At 69.4% G+C, this 17303-nt stretch carries 16 protein-coding genes; 13 read left to right on the plus strand and 3 right to left on the minus strand.

Features of this window, described 5'->3' with window-relative positions; translation table 11 throughout:
* The first annotated feature begins 23 nt into the window (after window positions 1–23).
* The 9 genes from ACG04R_RS15905 to ACG04R_RS15945 all read left to right on the plus strand — a co-directional run bounded on the left by ACG04R_RS15905 (window position 24) and on the right by ACG04R_RS15945 (window position 9883).
* Window positions 24–1760 (plus strand): sensor domain-containing diguanylate cyclase, encoded by a 1737-nt coding sequence (locus ACG04R_RS15905; RefSeq protein ID WP_394412493.1) that lies wholly within the window; start codon window positions 24–26, stop codon window positions 1758–1760.
* Between the two features lie 183 nt (window positions 1761–1943).
* A complete protein-coding gene (locus ACG04R_RS15910) occupies window positions 1944–2315 on the plus strand; it encodes a response regulator (protein ID WP_394412496.1) in 372 nt (123 codons plus the stop codon).
* 11 nt (window positions 2316–2326) lie between these two features.
* Window positions 2327–2629, plus strand: a complete 303-nt coding sequence (locus tag ACG04R_RS15915; protein WP_394412499.1) for an STAS domain-containing protein — start codon at window positions 2327–2329, stop codon at window positions 2627–2629.
* Complete coding sequence (locus ACG04R_RS15920) at window positions 2626–4779, plus strand: chemotaxis protein CheA (RefSeq protein WP_394412502.1); 2154 nt, start codon at window positions 2626–2628, stop codon at window positions 4777–4779. Before ACG04R_RS15915 ends, ACG04R_RS15920 begins: the two co-directional genes overlap by 4 nt.
* 33 nt (window positions 4780–4812) lie before the next feature.
* A complete protein-coding gene (locus tag ACG04R_RS15925; protein ID WP_394412506.1) occupies window positions 4813–6978 on the plus strand; it encodes a methyl-accepting chemotaxis protein in 2166 nt (721 codons plus the stop codon).
* A gap of 16 nt (window positions 6979–6994) precedes the next feature.
* Complete coding sequence (locus tag ACG04R_RS15930; RefSeq protein WP_394412509.1) at window positions 6995–7486, plus strand: chemotaxis protein CheW; 492 nt, start codon at window positions 6995–6997, stop codon at window positions 7484–7486.
* Window positions 7487–7500: 14 nt separating this feature from the next.
* Window positions 7501–8319, plus strand: coding sequence for a CheR family methyltransferase (locus tag ACG04R_RS15935; RefSeq protein WP_394412512.1), 819 nt, complete (start codon window positions 7501–7503; stop codon window positions 8317–8319).
* A complete protein-coding gene (locus ACG04R_RS15940; protein ID WP_394412515.1) occupies window positions 8316–8831 on the plus strand; it encodes a chemotaxis protein CheD in 516 nt (171 codons plus the stop codon). The genes ACG04R_RS15935 and ACG04R_RS15940 overlap by 4 nt, the downstream gene beginning before the upstream one ends.
* Before the next feature lie 2 nt (window positions 8832–8833).
* A complete protein-coding gene (locus ACG04R_RS15945) occupies window positions 8834–9883 on the plus strand; it encodes a protein-glutamate methylesterase/protein-glutamine glutaminase (protein WP_394412518.1) in 1050 nt (349 codons plus the stop codon).
* Window positions 9884–10172: 289 nt separating this feature from the next.
* Here ACG04R_RS15945 and ACG04R_RS15950 read toward each other — a convergent pair whose 3' ends face one another.
* Complete coding sequence (locus ACG04R_RS15950; RefSeq protein WP_394412521.1) at window positions 10173–10862, minus strand: response regulator transcription factor; 690 nt, start codon at window positions 10860–10862, stop codon at window positions 10173–10175.
* A gap of 160 nt (window positions 10863–11022) precedes the next feature.
* Here ACG04R_RS15950 and ACG04R_RS15955 point away from each other — a divergent pair, with 160 nt between their 5' ends.
* Window positions 11023–11379, plus strand: coding sequence for a hypothetical protein (locus tag ACG04R_RS15955; protein ID WP_394412524.1), 357 nt, complete (start codon window positions 11023–11025; stop codon window positions 11377–11379).
* Here the strand turns inward: ACG04R_RS15955 and ACG04R_RS15960 are convergent, their stop codons facing one another.
* Window positions 11380–11922 carry a DUF1415 domain-containing protein gene (locus tag ACG04R_RS15960; protein ID WP_394412527.1) on the minus strand — a complete coding sequence of 181 codons (543 nt, stop codon included), beginning with the start codon at window positions 11920–11922 and terminating at the stop codon, window positions 11380–11382. It abuts the gene before it with no gap.
* Entirely contained in the window at window positions 11919–13112 is a 1194-nt protein-coding gene (locus ACG04R_RS15965) for a M20 aminoacylase family protein (protein ID WP_394412530.1), read from the minus strand. The genes ACG04R_RS15960 and ACG04R_RS15965 overlap by 4 nt, the downstream gene beginning before the upstream one ends.
* Before the next feature lie 50 nt (window positions 13113–13162).
* On the opposite strand from ACG04R_RS15965, the gene ACG04R_RS15970 reads away from it, so the two are divergent.
* The 3 genes from ACG04R_RS15970 to ACG04R_RS15980 all read left to right on the plus strand — a co-directional run bounded on the left by ACG04R_RS15970 (window position 13163) and on the right by ACG04R_RS15980 (window position 17290).
* The gene (locus ACG04R_RS15970; protein ID WP_394412533.1) at window positions 13163–13477 is read left to right on the plus strand and encodes a hypothetical protein; all 315 of its coding nucleotides are present in this window, start codon (window positions 13163–13165) and stop codon (window positions 13475–13477) included.
* A gap of 72 nt (window positions 13478–13549) precedes the next feature.
* Window positions 13550–15709, plus strand: coding sequence for a TonB-dependent receptor (locus ACG04R_RS15975; RefSeq protein WP_394412536.1), 2160 nt, complete (start codon window positions 13550–13552; stop codon window positions 15707–15709).
* Window positions 15710–15853: 144 nt separating this feature from the next.
* Window positions 15854–17290 (plus strand): circularly permuted type 2 ATP-grasp protein, encoded by a 1437-nt coding sequence (locus tag ACG04R_RS15980; RefSeq protein ID WP_394412540.1) that lies wholly within the window; start codon window positions 15854–15856, stop codon window positions 17288–17290.
* The last annotated feature ends 13 nt before the right edge of the window (window positions 17291–17303 follow it).

The following is a 17303-nucleotide window of genomic DNA, read 5'->3' on the forward strand; positions in this document are numbered from 1 at the left end:
CCGGCCACGCTCCTGTTACCGAGATGCCCGACGCCCCCGAACGCTCCACACCCGTCCACCGCCTGCCCAGCCTGCGTGGCCAGCTCAGCCTGGTGCTGGGGGGCCTGGCCCTCGCCATCCTGGCGGCGGTGGGAGGGTATCTAGGCAGCGTCGCCACGCAGGAGCTCTACACCGCCCAGCAGGTCGTCGTGCGCTCGACGGCACAGTTCGCCGCCGAGCTGCTGGCCGCGCAGTTGCGCGACCGTGAGCGCGAGATCGAGCTGTTGAGCCTGGCTCCCCACATGGTGGAGGGGGCGCTGGATTCGCAGCGTGTGCGCGACTCGCTGGATCGCCGCGCGGCCTTGCACGACGAGTTCGCCTGGCTGGGCGTGGCGTCGCCGGACGGCACGGTGCTGCAGGCCACCGGCGGCATGCTGGCCGGCCGCTCTGTCGCCCAGCGTGAGTGGTTCGTCGCCGCGCGCGAGCGCGTCTACGTGGGCGACGTGCACGAGGCCAAGCTGCTGGCCACGATGCTGCCGGCCCAGCCCAATGGCGAGCCGACGCGCTTCATCGACTTCGCCGCCCCCATCCGCGATGCCGAGGGCCGGCTGCGCGGCGTCGTCGCCGCGCACGCGCACTGGCGCTGGGTCACCGGCCTCGTCGAGGGAGTGGCGCGCCGCCAGAGCCCTGGCGCCGGCATCGACGCCCTCATCATCGACGGCCAGGGCCGGGTGCTCTACCCCGAGGCGATGAAGGTCGCCCAGGCCAACGGTGCCGACGTGCTGCCCAAGGTCGCCGGCGGCCGGTTCGAGGGGGAGCTGGGCTTCGATGGCAAGACCTACCTGACGAGCGAGGCGCCGCTGCAGGTGAGCACCAATGCCGGGTTGGGCTGGCGCATCGTTGCGCGCCAGCCGCTGGACATGGCGTTGCGCCCGGTGCGGGACCTGACGCGCGAGCTGGTGTTGTTGGGGGTGCTGGCCGCCGCCGTGCTGTCGTTCGCCGCGCTGCTGCTGGCGCGGCGCATCAGCCGCCCGGTGGAGCAACTGGCGCGCGTGGCGGCGCGCGTCGAGGCCGAGCGCCGCATCCCCGATTTTCCCGACCGGCCCGGCGCCCGGGAGCTGGGCCGCCTCAGCGAGGCGATGCAGTCGATGGCGCGCTCACTGCTGTCCACCGAGCAGGAGCTGCAGCAGGCCAACGCGACGCTGGAGGCCCAGGTGCAGCAGCGCACGGCCGAGCTGCAGGCGGCCAACGCGGCGCTGGAGCACCTGGCCACGCGCGACCCGCTGACCGGTCTGCACAACCGCCGCAGTCTGGATGCGCGCCTGGCCGAGGCGCAGGCGCTGGACCGACGCTACGCTGTCTCCAACGGCCGTGTGCACGGCCTGCTGCTGGTGGACGCGGACCACTTCAAGCGCGTCAACGACCAGTTCGGCCACCCGGTTGGCGACGCCGTGCTGCGCCAGCTTGCGACCCTGTTGCAGGCGTCGATCCGCGTCACCGACATGGCAGCGCGCTTCGGTGGCGAGGAGTTCGCCGTGCTGTTGCCCGAGCTGGCGGGGCCTCAGGAAGCCGTCATGGCAGCCGAAAAGATCCGCACCGCTGTCGAGGCGGCGGTCTTCCCTGGGGTCGGCAAGCTGACGATCAGCGTCGGCGTCAGCCTGGCCTCGCCGGACGACGTGGACGTGCGGCCGCTGATCGACCGAGCCGACGCGGCGCTGTACGAAGCCAAGCGCGGCGGCCGCAATGCCGTCGTGCTGAAGGCTGCCGACGCCGTGGCGTAGTTCACGGTTGCCACCGCGCCGCCGCAAGTCCGGCGGCGGTCTGGAGGCACCCCGACACCGGCGATCAAGAACTCCCCGCATCGTTCAGGGGGGGTGAAACCTAGGCTAGCGGCATGTTGATTGCATCCGCTCCCGCCTCGCTCTCCGGTGCTTGCAGCACCGGCGGGCGTCGCGCCGCACGCCATGGCTAAGACCATCCTCATCGTCGACGACTCCAGTTCGCTGCGCACCGTCGTCAAGATGGCCCTGAACCGCGCCGGCTACGACGTTCTCGAAGCCGCCGACGGCGAAGAGGCGCTGGCCAGGCTGGAGAACACGGCCAAGGTCCACCTCATCGTCAGCGACGTGAACATGCCGCGCATGGACGGCATCACGCTGGTGACCCACGTCAAGCAGCATGCCCGCCACCGGTTCACGCCGGTCATCATGCTGACGACCGAAGGCCAGGACGAGAAGAAGCAGGCCGGCAAGGCTGCCGGCGCCCGCGCCTGGATCGTCAAGCCCTTCAACCCGCCGCAGCTGCTCGACGCGGTTGCCAAGCTCATCCTGCCCTGAGGAGACGCGCAATGGACGGCACGACATCCTGGGGCAGCCTGCCCGTCGAGGTGGGCATCTACACGGCCGCCGAGCTGCGCACGCAGTGGCTGGCGCAGCTGGACCAGCCGCACGAGGGCGGCCACGTCGAGCTGGACGGCTCGGCCGTCGAACAGTTCGATGCCGCCGGCGCCCAGGGGCTGCTGGCCCTGGCCCACTCGCTGAGTGCGCGCGGCCAGGAACTTCATCTGACCCATGCCAGCCACACGCTGGCCGATGGCTGCCGCGTGCTGGGCCTGGCCGGGCTGCTGGGCACGCGGGAGGCGCGATCATGAGTGACGACGATCGCGACTTCATCGCCGCGGCGCTGCCGGTCTTCATCAGCGAGGCCGAGGAGCAGGTCGAGCGGCTGGAGCACTTGCTGCTGGAACTGGAAGCCTCGCCCGGCGACCGTGACCTGCTGGACGCGCTGTTCCGCTGCGCCCACACCGTCAAGGGCTCGGCGGGCGTGTTCGGGCTGGACACGCTGGTCGGCTTCACGCATCACGTCGAGACGCTGCTGGACCAGGTCCGCGAAGGCCGCCGCGCGCTGGACGCCAGCGTCAGCACGCTGCTGCTGCTGTGCAACGACCAGCTGCGCCGCCTCATCGGCGCCGCGCGCAACGGCACGGGCGACGACCCCGAGGGGGCGCCCGCGCGCGACGCGCTGGAGCTGCGCCTGCGCGCCGCCTGCAACGCCGAGCCGCCGCCGGCACCCGTGTCGCTGACGCCGGCCGGCGAACGCCTCTGGCACATCTGGGTGCGCTTCGGCGCCGACACCTTCCGCAACGGCATGGACCCGCTGGCGCTGCTGAACTATCTGCAGGGCATGGGCCGGCTGGAGCACGTCGTCTGCGATCACGCGGCCGTGCCCGACCTGGCGACGCTGGACGCCGAAACCTGCTGCCTGGCCTTCGAGTTCGGCCTGCGCACGGCGGCGAGCCGCGAAGAGATCGAGGGCGCGTTCAGCTTCGTCCGCGAGGACTGCGAGCTGCACCTTGTCGAGCCCGATGCCGGCCCCGAGCAGTTCGTCGCGTTGATCCAGTCGCTGCCGCAGCACCCGCGGCTGGGCGACATCCTCGTGTCCGCCGGCGCCATCAGTCAGGCCCAGCTGCACGCCGCGCTGGCCGATCAGGAGCGCAGCCGCACCGTCGGCGCCCCTGCCGCGCCGCTGGGCGAGATCCTGCGGCAGAAGTCTGGCGTGCCAGCCGCCGTCGTCGACGCCGCACTGCAGCGCCAGGCCAAGGCCGAGGGGGGCGAGGACCGCTTCATCCGCGTGCACGCCGACCGGCTGGACGCCGTCATCAACCTGCTGGGCGAGCTGGTCATCGCCGGCGCTGGCGCCGCCGAGCTGGCGCGCCTGAGCCGCCAGCCCCACCTCGTGCAGGCCAATGACCAGATCGGCGGCCTCATCGAGGAGATCCGCAACGCCACGCTGCAACTGCGCATGGTGCCCATCGGCGAATCGTTCTCGCGCTTCCGCCGCGTCGTGCGCGACACGGCGGCCGAGCTGGGCAAGGAAGTCGCGCTGGAGATCCAGGGCGGCGAGACCGAGCTGGACAAGTCCATGGTCGAGCGCATCGCCGACCCGCTGATGCACCTCGTGCGCAATGCGCTGGACCACGGCCTGGAGACGGCGCCGCAGCGCGTGGCCGCCGGCAAGCCGGCCCAGGGGCGCCTGGTGCTGTCGGCCTGCCACGACGGCGGCAGCATCCTGATCCGCATCGACGACGACGGCCGTGGCATCGACCGCGAGCGCGTGCTGCAGCGGGCCTGGGACAAGGGCCTGGTGGAGCAGGGCGTCGTGCCGGCCGATGCCGACGTCCTGAACCTCATCTTCGAGCCCGGCTTCTCGACGGCCGAGAAGATCACCAACCTCAGCGGCCGCGGCGTCGGCATGGACGTCGTGCGCCGCAACATCGAGGCGCTGCGCGGCAGCGTCACGATCAGCAGCGAGGTCGGTACCGGCACCCGCATCGAGATCCGCCTGCCGCTGACGCTGGCCATCATCGACGGCTTCCTCGTCGGTGTCGGTGCGTCGCGCTTCATCTTCCCGCTGGACGCGGTCGTCGAGGTCATCGAAGGCCGCGGCGCCGAGGCGTCCATGCAGCCCGACGGCTGCGGCGTGCTGGCTTTGCGTGGGCAGCCGCTGCCGGTGCTGAGCCTGCGCACCGCGTACGAGCTGGACGACACGCCCGCGCCGGCGCGCTCCAGCGTCGTCGTCGTGCAGTCCGGCGCGCGCCGCTACGGCGTGCTCGTCGACGCGCTGCTGGGCCAGCACCAGACCGTCATCAAGCCGCTGGGCCGCATGTTGCGCACGCTGCGCGGCATGTCGGGCTCCACCATCCTCGGCAACGGCGAGGTGGCGCTGATCTTCGACCCCGAGGCGCTGCGCCGCTTCGCCGAGCAACCCGCCCAGCGCACGCCCGCGCTGGCCGCCCGCTGATCCCGCCCATATCCATATCAGAGAGGACCCACCATGACCGCAAGCACCCCCTCCTGGCTCGCCCGACTCGTCGCCGGCACGGCACTTCGCGAGGCCGACGACCGGCTGCAGCAACAGCAGCAGGCCTGCGCCGCGCTGGAGGCGGAGCTGGCCGCGGCACGGTCCAGGCTCAAGGTCACCGAGGCCGAGCTGAAGGTGCGCAGCGACATCATGGACATGACCAGCATCGTCTCGGAGGCCGACAAGAAGGGTGACATCGTCACCGTCAACGACAAGTTCATCGAGGTGTCCAAGTACGCACGCCACGAGCTGATCGGCCACCCGCACAGCACGACGCGCCACCCCGACATGCCCAAGGACGTGTTCAAGCAGCTGTGGGGCACGATCGGTCGCGGCGAGATGTTCCGCGGCATCATCAAGAACCGCGCCAAGGACGGCACGCCCTACTACGTCGACGCCGTCATCGCCCCCATCCTGGGCGACAACGGCAAGCCCGAGAAATACCTTGGCGTCCGCTACGACATCACGGCCACCGAGATCGAGCGGCAGAACATGCGCGGCGTGCTGGCGGCCATCAACCGGTCCTATGCCTACATCGAGTTCGATCTGGCCGGCCAGGTGCTGAGCGCCAACCCGAACTTCCTGGCGGTGCTCGGCTATTCGCTGGACGAGGTCGTCGGCCGCCACCATCGCCAGTTCGTCGAGGCGGGCTACGCCAACAGTGGCGATTACGCGCAATTCTGGCGCGACCTCAATGCCGGCAAGCCACAGAGCGGCGTCTTCAAGCGCCGTCACAAGAGCGGCCAGGACGTCTGGATTCAGGCCGTCTACGCGCCAGTGGCCGACGAGACCGGCCGCGTCATCAAGATCGTCAAGATCGCCACGGACATCACCGCCCAGGTGCAGGCTTCGCAGATGCTGGAGCAGGCCGTCGAGCAGGCCCAGCAGGTCGCCTCCGCCGGCCGCCGCGGCGACCTGTCGCAGCGCATCCCGCTGGAAGGCAAGAGCGGCCCGATCCTGGCGCTGTGCGAGGGCGTCAACACGCTGATGGAGACCACCTCGGTCATCTTCGCCGACGTCGGCCGGGTCTTCGGTGCGCTGGCTGCGGGCGACCTGTCCCAGCGCATCACCGACCACTACGACGGCGTGTTCGGCCAGGTCAGGAACGACGCCAACGCCACGTCCGACGCGCTGGCGGCCATCATCGACGACATCGGACGCGTCTTCGGCGGCCTGGCCAGCGGCGATCTGGGCCAGCGCATCGACCGCCCCGTGCAGGGCGTGTTCGAGCAGGTCAGGAACGACGCCAACAGCACCTGCGAGAAGCTGGCCGGCATCATCGAGGAGGTGCGTGCCGCCGCCGACGCGCTGACCGGCGCAGCCAACCAGGTCAGCGCCACGGCGCAGAGCCTGTCGCAGTCCGCCAGCGAGCAGGCCTCGTCGGTGGAGGAGACGACGGCGTCCATCGAGCTGATGTCCGCCTCCATCTCGCAGAACAGCGACAACGCCAAGGTCACCGACAGCATGGCCTCCAAGGCCAGCCGCGAGGCCGGTGATGGCGGCACGGCCGTCACGCTGACGGTGACGGCGATGAAGCAGATCGCGCAGAAGATCAGCATCGTCGACGACATCGCCTACCAGACCAACCTGCTGGCGCTGAACGCGGCCATCGAAGCGGCGCGTGCTGGCGAGCACGGCAAGGGCTTCGCGGTGGTGGCGGCCGAGGTGCGCAAGCTGGCCGAGCGCAGCCAGGAGGCCGCCAAGGAGATCGGCGACCTGGCCGGCAACAGCGTCGACACGGCCGAACGTGCCGGCAAGCTGCTGGGCGAGATCGTGCCTTCCATCCAGCGCACCAGCGAGCTGGTGCAGGAGATCGCCGCAGCCTCGCAGGAACAGAGCGAGTCGGTCAGCCAGATCGGCAGCGCGATGAACCAGCTCAGCAAGGCGACGCAGCAGAACGCGTCGGCATCGGAGGAGCTGGCGGCCACGTCGGAGGAGCTCTCCGGCCAGGCCGAGCAGCTGCAGCAGTCGGTGGCCTTCTTCGATATCGGCGGCCACGATGGCGGCCAACGCCGGCGCGCCGAGGTCAGCGACCTGGCCGCGCGCCGCGCCACGCCGCGTGGCGTGGCAGCCGTGCCGGCCCGCGCGACCCGGCCGGGCTCGGCCACCGGCACGCACGGCAACTTCCGACCCTTCTGACCCCCGGGAGCTGTTCATGACGACGACGCCCGGAACCCAGTACCTCAGCTTCTCGCTCGGGGACGAGGTGTTCGCGATGGACATCCGCACCGTGCGCGAGATCATCCAGCACGGCAGCATCACGTCGGTGCCGCTGATGCCGGACTTCGTGCGCGGCATCATCAACCTGCGCGGTGCCGTCGTGCCGGTCATCGACCTGCACGCCCGCTTCGGCCGCGGCGCCGGGCGCATCGGCAAGAAGAGCTGCATCGTCATCTTCGACGCCAGCCGCCAGGGCGAGAAGGCCGAACTCGGCCTGCTGGTGGACGCGGTCAGCGAGGTCGTCGAGATTCCCGATGCGCAGATCGAGCCGGTGCCCGAGTTCGGTACCTCGGTGCGGCGCGATTTCATCCGTGGCATCGGCAAGCTGGCCGGCCGCTTCGTCATCCTGCTGGAGCCCGACCAGGCCTTCGACATCGATGAGATGACGCGGCTGTGCGAGGCGCCGCGCGAGCTGCTCGCGGCCTGACGGACTGACAAACGATGCCCCTGCAGGAATTGCACGAGGACACCTACCTCCAACTCGCCGAGCTGATGCACGCATCCGTCGGCCTGAGCTTCTCCACCGCGAAGAAACCGCTGATCGCGTCGCGCCTGGCACCGCGCATCCAGCGCCTGGGGCTGTCCGGTTACGAGGCCTATGTGGATCTCATCGCCGGCTGCGACGACGGTGGCGAGTTCCAGATGGCTGTCGATCTGCTGACGACCAACGAGACCTATTTCTTCCGCGAGCCGGCGCACTTCGACCTGCTGGAGTCCGAGCTGAGCCGCACGCGCCCCCAGCGCCTCAGGCTGTGGAGTGCGGCCTCGTCCTTCGGCGACGAGGCCTACAGCCTGTCCATGCTGCTGGCCGACATGCAGCAGACAGGTCGCATCGGCGCGGACTGGTCCATCCTGGGCACCGACATCAGCGAGCGCGTGCTGCGCAGCGCTGTCGAGGGCATCTACCCCGAGGACCGGCTGCGCCACGTGACGCCTGAGCGGCTCAAGCGCTACTGCCTGCGCGGCAGCGAGGGCTCGGCCGGCCTCGTGCAGGTGCAGGAGCGGCTGCGCGAGCGGGTCCGCTTCGGCCAGCTCAACCTGTGCCGGCCCGTCGAGGAGCTGGGACCGTTCGACGCCGTCTTCCTGCGCAACGTGCTGATCTACTTCGACCCGCCCACCAAGCAGGCCGTCGTCGAGCGCGTGCTGACGCAACTGCGTCCCGGTGGCCTTTTCTTCGTCGGTACGGCCGAGGGCCGCGTGCCTGGCGTGCGTGGTTTGACGCCCATCGCGCCAGGCGCCTTCCGCAAGGAGGGCGCATGAACCTCGCGCGGCCTGATGAACACCTGGCCGATCCGTCGGACAGGCAGGCGCGTGGCGCGAAGGGCGCGTGCATGACCCACGTGTTGCATCCCGGCGATGTCATCTGCGTCGAGCGCGGCGAGCGTGTCGAGACGCTGCTGGGCTCCTGCGTCGCCATCGTGCTGACCGATGCGCGGCGCAGCATCGCCGCCGTCTGCCACCTCGTGCATGCCGGCGCGGGAGCCACCACGGCCTACGGCGGCTGTGCGTTGCAGGCCATGGAGGCGATGCTGCGGGCGCGCGGCTTCAACGCGCGGTTGTGCGAGGCCTTCGTCTACGGCGGCGGCAACATGTTCCCGGTGCTGGCGCCCGGCGACCAGCATGTCGGCATGAGCAACGTGCGTTGGGCGCTGTCCGAACTGGCCGGCCGCGGCATGCCGGTGCTGGCCCAGGACGTGGGTGGCGACGGCTATCGCCGCTTCGCCTGGACCGTCGGCCCGGGCATGCCCGAAGTCGTGCAGTTGAGAGGGTGAGCATGCCGACCAGCGTCTACATCGTCGACGACTCCGCCATCATGCGGCAGACGCTGACCCACCTGCTGCGCGGCGACGCCGAGCTGGAGGTCATGGGCAGTGCACCCAATGCGCTGATCGCCGGCACGGCCATCGCCAAGCGCCGCCCCGACGTGCTTCTGCTGGACATCGAGATGCCCGGCATGGACGGCCTGACCTTCCTGCGCCAGCAGATGGAGCGCGACCCCATCCCGACGGTCATCTGCTCCACGCTGACGACCGACGGCAGCCGCGCCGCACTGGATGCGCTGGCCGCCGGTGCCGTGGCCGTTGTCGCCAAGCCGCGGCTGGGGCTGAAGCAGTTCCTGGAGGATTCGCGCCGCGAGCTGTGCCAGACGCTGCGCGCCGCAGCGCGCACCAGGCCGCGCCGTGCCGCCCCGCGACCGGCCTCGGCGCCGCGGCCGGCTCCGGTCTCGCACAACCCGCTGGCGTCGATGCTGGCGATGAACCGGCCGGTGCTGATCGGCAGCTCCACCGGCGGCACGCAGGCCATCGAGGCCATCGTCACGGCGCTTCCGTCCGACGCACCGGGCATCGCCATCGTGCAGCACATGCCCGAGAAGTTCACGGCCATGTACGCCGAGCGGCTGGACCAGATCTGCGCGATGCGTGTGCGCGAGGCGCGCGACGGCGACCGGCTGGAGCGAGGCCTCGTGTTGATCGCACCAGGCGGCAAGCACCTGCAGCTGCGCAAGGCAGCGGGGCAGTACTTCGCCGTCGTCGCAGACGGCCCGCCGGTGAACCGCCACAAACCGTCGGTGGATGTGCTGTTCCGCTCGGCCGCAGCCTGCACCGGCGGCGACGCGCTGGCGCTGATCCTGACCGGCATGGGTGACGACGGCGCCCGAGGCATGGCGGCGCTGCACGATGGCGGCGCGCGCACGCTGGCCCAGGACGAGGCCAGCTGCGTCGTCTACGGCATGCCCAAGGAGGCGGTGGCGTGCGGCGGCGTGGATGCGGTGCTGCCGCTGAAGGACATGGCAGCGGCCATCATGGAATTCGACCGGCGCTGAAGCGTAAGCAACGCGCGACGCTCATCTACTGGCAGCTGCAAATCCGTGGCACACCACGGCCGGACGTATCACGGGCTGCAAGGTCCGGGCCTGGCTTCCAGACGCCCTGGCGCGGCAGGCATCGCTTCATGCACGCTGCTCGCTGCGCCTCGTCGGAAGGGCGGAGAACAGCGAACAGCGCCGTGGCAGCCATCAGCAAGACCACCAGCATCCACCGCTTGGTCGTCGACAGCACCGGCTTCGGGGGCATGGCGCCTTTGCCCTTTGCGCGAATGCCGCGAGGTCGCGTTCAGATCAGCTGCAGCGGCGCCCGGAACACGTAGCCCACACGCGACTTGCTCTGCAGCGGCACCAGCGTCGGCGTCGCGCGCTCGATGCGGCGGCGCAGGCGGTAGATGGTGGCCGACAGGCCGTCGTCGGCCTCGCCGTCCGGCACCTCGCGGCCCAGCTTGTTCAGCAACGCCTCACGCGTGACCGGCTCGCCGCCGGCGGCGGCGAAGCACTCCAGCAGCTGGCGGTCGGCCTCGCTGAGCTGGATGCGGGTGCCGTCCGGCACGATGAGCTCGCCGCTGGCGCGGTCCAGCTTCCAGGCGGCCTCGGCGGCCGACGGCTTGGCGACGCGGCGCTGCACGGCGGCAATCGCCAGCGACACCTGTTCGAACTGCACCGGCTTGACGAGGTACATGTCGGCGCCGGCCGTGATGACCTCGCGGAACACCTCGGGGCCCAGCCGGCCGGACACGACCACGATGCCGGCATCGGTGCGGCGGCGCAGGATCTTGATGAGCTCCACGCCGTTGACGCCCGGCAGCATCAGGTCCACGAGGTAGAAATCGAACGAGAAGGCTTCCGGCGCGGCGAGCAACGCGTTGCTGTCGTCGAAGCGGCTGACCGTGACCCCTTGCTCCTGCAGGAACTGCGTCAGGAACTCCGAATATTCGGCGTCATCGTCGATCAGGGCGAGGGTCTTGGGTTGCATGGTGGCGGTGCACGAAAGCAACCGGCGAGTTTGCCGCATGATGGAGGCGTCAGGCCGCAATCATTGCTCAACACCGTGCCGATTTCGCAGGTTGAAGGGCGATAAATGATTGACGTCGGGCGCGTCTCGTGAGAAATCTCGGGGGTGCAGGAGACAAACCATGGACGATGCCGCACAAGACGACAGGGCCGAGGACGACCTCGCCTGGCTGTTGCCGGGCTACCGCGCCGCCCCGGCCGACGCGCTGCGGCGCATCCAGACGCTGTGTGTCGCCTGGCCCGACCTGCACGCCGCGATGCTGGCCGTGCTGGCCACGCATCAGGAGCTGCCACGCGACATGCTGGCCGCGGCGATCAAGCAGTTCCGCCCCGACCTGGCAGCCTACACGGCCGAGGACGTCGTCAGCCTGCTGACGGCGGTCTGGAACGGCGGCAAGAGCGGCTTCGATGCCGTGTTGCGCACACGGGCGGCGTCGCCAAAGAAGGGCGCTGGCGCCTTCTCGTGGGTCAAGGAATAGCTATTTCTTCAAGCCCAGGGCTGCCCAACCCTCGCGGCCCAGCTTCTCCAGCGTCTCGAGGTTGTTCTCGTAGATGGACGCCGTGTCGGGCATGGACTCCACGGCCCGGCTGATGCTCTCCTCGCGCAGCAGGTGCAGCGTGGGGTAGGGCGAGCGGTTGGTGTAGTTGGCGATGTCGTCGGGCTCGCTGTCGCCGAACTGGTAGTCGGGGTGGAAGTCGGCGATCTGAAGGATGCCGTCGAGCTTGAGCTCCTCCACCAGCGCGTCGGCGGCGTCGAGGAAGTCGTTGAAATCGAGGAAGTCGGTCAGCACGTTCGGATGGATGACCAGCGTCGTGTCGACCTCCTCCGGATCGGCGCGGTTCAGCGCCAGCAGTTCGCGGGCCAGGTCCTGCAGCAGCGCCTCGGGCTCGGTCGCGTCGCAGACGACGTAGCGGATGCGCTCGTTGACGTGCACGGCCTTGGCGAACGGGCACAGGTTCAGGCCGATGACGGCCTTGACGACCCAGTCGCGGGTGTCGGCGATGACTTGTTCGTGGTTCATTTCGGTGTATTTAGCCAGGCCTCTGCCATGCGCACCCACATCGAGCCGCCCAGCGGAATGAGGTCGTCGTTGAAGTCGTAGCTCGGGTTGTGCAGCGTGCACGGGCCCAGGCCGTGGCCGCCGGTGCGGTGCTCGCCATCGCCGTTGCCGATGAGGAAATAGCAGCCGGGCTTGTTCAGCAGGTAGTAGCTGAAGTCCTCGGCGCCCATCGTCGGCTCGAACTCCTGCACGTTGTCGGCGCCGACCATGTCGGTCAGCACGCGGCGCACGAAGTCGGTCTCGGCGGGATGGTTGATGGTCGGCGGGTAGTTGCGGCGGAACTCGAACTCGGCCGTCAGCTCGAAGGCGCCGGCCAGCTGCTCGGTCATGTCCTTCATGCGGCGCTCCAGCAGGTCCAGCAGCTCCAGCGTGAAGGTACGCACCGTGCCTTCCATGACGACCGAGTCGGGCACGACGTTGGTGGCCTCGCCGGCGTGGATCATCGTCACGGAGATGACGCCGGGGTCGATGGGTCGCTTGTTGCGGCTGATGATGGTCTGGAAGGCCGTGACCAGCTGGCAGGCCGCCGGCACCGGGTCCAGCCCCAGGTGCGGCATGGCCGCGTGCGAGCCCTTGCCCTTGAGCGTGATCTTGAACTCGTTGCTGCTCGCGAACACCGGGCCGGTCTTGACGGCGAACTGGCCGGCCTTCATGCCGGGCCAGTTGTGGGCGCCGAACATGGCCTCCATCGGGAACTTCTCGAACAGGCCGTCCTTGATCATCTCGCGCGCGCCGCCGCCGCCTTCCTCGGCGGGCTGGAACACGAGGTAGACCGTGCCGTCGAAGTTGCGGTTCGTCGCCAGGTGCTTGGCGGCGGCCAGCAGCATGGCGGTGTGGCCGTCGTGGCCGCAGGCGTGCATGCGGCCCAGGTAGCTGCTGGCGTGCGGGAACTGGTTGCGCTCGGTCATCGGCAGCGCGTCGATGTCGGCGCGCAGGCCCACGGCGCGGTCCGAGGTGCCGTTCCTGACGATGCCGACCACGCCCGTCTTGCCCAGGCCGCGGTGGATGGGAATGCCCCAGTCCGTCAGCGCCTTCGCGATGACGTCGGCGGTGCGTTCCTCGTGGAAGCAGAGTTCGGGGTGCTTGTGCAGGTCGCGGCGGATGGCCGTGATCTCCGGCGCGTGCGCCAGGATGGTGTCGATGAGCTTCATGAGCGTGTGACTTCTAGGCCCTGTAAGTGGGCGAGTTTAGGATTGCAGCCGTGAACCTTCGTCGTTGGTCAAGAAACTGGCTGTTGTGGCTGGCGCTGCTGCTGCCCATCGCGCAAGCGATGGCGGGCGTGCATGCGCTGTCGCACGTCAGCGGCGGGCGCCAGGACGAGGGCGTCGCCCATCTGGTTCACTGCGACCTCTGCCTGACCGCGGCCGACCTGGCCGGCGGTGCGCCGGCCGCCGAGCCGGTGGCCGTTGCCGCCACCACGGCCACGCATGTGGCGCCGCTGGTCGCGCGTCGCAGCACGCCGCGCGCCGTCAGCCTGGGCTTGCCGCCCGCCCGGGCGCCGCCCGCTTCCGCCTGAAGTCCCAAGCTTGCCCGCCGCGCCCGATGTTTCGGGGCGCGGGTGTTTGCCATTTCTCGTGGAAGTACCCCCATGCGTTTCTTTGCCCTGGCGCCCGTGGCGGCCGCCTGCCTGTCCGTTCTTGCTGCTGGCGTCCATGCCGACCCGGCCGGCACCCCTGCGACGTCCGCCAACCCGCCTGCGCCCACCGCGGACGCCGATGTATCGAGCCTGCAACGCGTCGAAGTCACCGGCACCCGCCAGCGCCTGGATGCGGCGCGCAACGCGCTGTCGCCGGACACCGGCAGCAGCATCTACCGCCTCGACAAGCAGGACCTGAAGAACCTGCCGCTCGGTGACAGTACGCCACTGAACCAGGTGCTGCTGCAGACGCCCGGTGTCGTGCAGGACTCCTACGGCCAGCTGCATGTGCGCGGCGACCACGCCAACGTGCAGTACCGCATCAACGGCGTCATCATTCCCGAGTCCATCAGCGGCTTCGGCCAGGCGCTGGAGACGCGCTTCGCCGACCACCTCAACGTGCTGACCGGCGCGCTGCCGGCGCAGTACGGCATCCGCAACGCGGCCGTGGTGGACATCCAGAGCAAGGGTGACACGCCGGACAGCGGCGGCAGCATCGGCGTGACGCTGGGCAGCCGCGGCCATGCCGAGACGTCGCTGGAGCTGAGCGGCACGCAAGGCCAGCTGAACTATTTCCTGACCGGCTCCTTCGAGCGCAACAACATCGGCATCGAGAACCCGACCCCCGACCGCAACGCGCTGCACGACAAGACCCGGCAGGGCAAGACCTTCGGGCTGCTGTCGTACGTGCTGGGTGACGACAGCCGCGTCAGCGTGATGTTCGGCACCAGCAACGACCGTTTCCAGATCCCGGACGTGCCGGGGCAGTCGCCCAGCTTCACGACCGATGGCCATGCGCCGGTCGACTCGGCCACGCTGGACGCGCGCCAGAACGAGCGCAACCGCTTCGTCGTGGCCAGCTACCAGGGCGCCCTGGGCAGCCTGGTGGACTACCAGCTCTCCGTCTTCAACCGCGTGACGGACGTGCACTACCAGCCGGACGCGATCGGCGACCTGCAGTTCAACGGCATCGCCGCCGACATCCTGCGCCGCAACAACGCCAGCGGCGTGCAGGGGGACTGGAGCTACAAGCTCAACGCGGCCCACACGGTGCGCGCCGGCCTGTTCGCCCAGCAGGAGAAGGTCACGTCCGCCAACGGCGCCTCGGTGTTCCCGGCGGATGCCGACGGCAACCAGACCAGCGGCGTGCCGGTCTTCATCCAGGACGATTCGCGCATCACCGGCCACCTGTGGAGCGCCTACCTGCAGGACGAGTGGAAGCCCATCAAGCCGCTGACGATCAACTACGGCCTGCGCTACGACAAGGTTCGCACCGTCGTGGACGAGCAGCAGTTCAGCCCGCGCCTCGGCGCGGTCTACGAGGTGTCGGACACGCTGCGCCTGCACGCCGGCTACGCACGCTACTTCACGCCGCCGACGACGGAGAAGATCGACACCACGTCGGTCGCCAAGTTCCTCGGCACGACCAACGCGCTGCCGTCCGACGCCAACACCGCGGTGCGCTCCGAGCGCTCGGACTACTTCGACGCCGGCCTGTCCCTGCAGGTGTCCTCCCAGCTGACGCTGGGCATCGACGGCTACTACCGCAAGGTCAAGCACCTGCAGGACGAAGGCCAGTTCGGCAATGCGCTGATCTTCTCGGCCTTCAATTTCGAGCAGGGCCGCATCTACGGGCTGGACCTGTCGGCCACCTACAAAGCCGAGCGCCTGAGCGGCTACGTCAACCTCGGGCTGTCGCATGCGCGCGCCAAGGGCATCGAGAGTGGCCAGTTCAACTTCGAGCAAGACGAGCTGGACTACATCTCCAGCCACTGGGTGCACCTGGACCACGAGCAGCGCTACAGCGGCTCGGCGGGCCTGTCCTACCGTTTCGGCGACGGCCTGACCGCAAGCACCGACCTGCTGTTCGGCAGCGGCCTGCGCCGCGGCTTCGCCAACACCGAGCACCTGCCGGCCTACACCAGCGTGAATGCCGCGGTCGCCAAGACCTTCGACCTGGGAGGCGGGCTGGGCAAGCTCGACACGCGCCTGGCGGTCGTGAACCTGTTCGATCACGTCTACCAGCTGCGCGACGGCTCGGGCATCGGCGTCGGTGCACCGCAGTTCGGCCTGCGCCGGTCGGTCTATGTGACGGTCAGCAAGCCGTTCTGATCGGGCGGCCGGGGCGCCGGGTATAACTCTGGTGCCCCGGCGCTCGCGCGACGGGCGACGCGCACGCAAACGGTGCCTCGCGCACCAGAAGCTGCTGCCGAACCTGGGCGCGGAACTTGCGTCGTTGGCTTGAGAGGAGCAACGATGCAGACCGCCTTCGATGAAATGAAAGCCGCGGGGGGCAACGCCACCCGCGCCCACTACGAGGCCTACGCCCGCTGGCTGGCCGAGCAGCCCGAGTCGCTGATGCGCGAACGGCGGGAGCAGGCTGAGCTGATCTTCCGCCGCGTGGGCATCACCTTCGCCGTCTACGGCGACAAGGACTCCGGGGAGGGCACCGAGCGCCTGATCCCCTTCGACCTGATCCCGCGGGTCATCCCGGCGGCCGAGTGGACGTCTATGCAGGCCGGCCTGGCCCAGCGCGTGACGGCGCTGAACCGCTTCATCCACGACGTCTATCACGACCAGGAAATCCTGAAGGCCGGCATCGTGCCTGCCGACGAGATCCTGAAGAACGCGCAGTTCCGCAAGGAGATGATGGGCGTGGACGTGCCGGGCAATGTCTACAGCCACATCGCCGGCGTCGACATCGTGCGCGCCGGCAATGCTGACGGCTCGGGCGACTACTACGTGCTGGAGGACAACCTGCGCGTGCCCAGCGGCGTGAGCTACATGCTCGAGAACCGCAAGATGATGATGCGGCTCTTCCCCGAGCTCTTCGTCAGCCACCGCATCGCGCCGGTCGCCCACTACCCCGACCTGCTGCTGGACACGCTGCGCAGCGTGGCGCCGCCCGGCGTGGCCGACCCGACCGTCGTCGTCATGACGCCGGGCATGTACAACTCGGCCTACTTCGAGCATGCCTTCCTCGCGCAGCAGATGGGCGTGGAGCTGGTGGAGGGGCAGGACCTGTTCGTCGATGGTGGCTTCGTCTACATGCGCACGACCCGCGGCCCCAGGCGGGTGGACGTCATCTACCGCCGCATCGACGACGACTTCCTCGATCCGCAGGTCTTCCGCGCCGACTCGCAGCTGGGCTGCGCGGGGCTGGTAAATGCCTACAAGGCCGGCAAGGTGACGCTGTCCAACGCCATCGGCACGGGCATCGCGGACGACAAGTCCATCTACCCCTACGTGCCGAAGATGATCGAGTTCTATCTCGGCGAGAAGCCCATCCTGCAGAACGTGCCGACCTACGTCTGCCGCGAGAAGGACGACCTGGCCTACACGCTGGCGCACCTCTCCGAGCTTGTCGTCAAGGAGGTGCACGGTGCCGGCGGCTACGGCATGCTGGTCGGCCCGGCGGCGACGAAGGACGAGATCGAGGCCTTCCGCGCGCGGCTGCTGGCCAACCCCGGCAACTACATCGCGCAGCCGACGCTGTCGCTGTCCACCTGCCCAACCTTCGTCGAGAGCGGTGTGGCGCCGCGTCACATTGACCTGCGACCCTTCGTGCTCTCGGGCTCGACGGTGCGCATGGTGCCGGGCGGGCTCACCCGCGTCGCGTTGAAGGAGGGCTCCTTGGTGGTGAACAGCAGCCAGGGTGGTGGGACCAAGGACACCTGGGTGCTGGAAGACTGAAGAGGGAGACGAC

Origin of the sequence: Pelomonas candidula (genome assembly GCF_043555985.1) — a bacterium.
GTDB classification, from domain to species: Bacteria; Pseudomonadota; Gammaproteobacteria; order Burkholderiales; family Burkholderiaceae_C; genus Pelomonas; species Pelomonas candidula.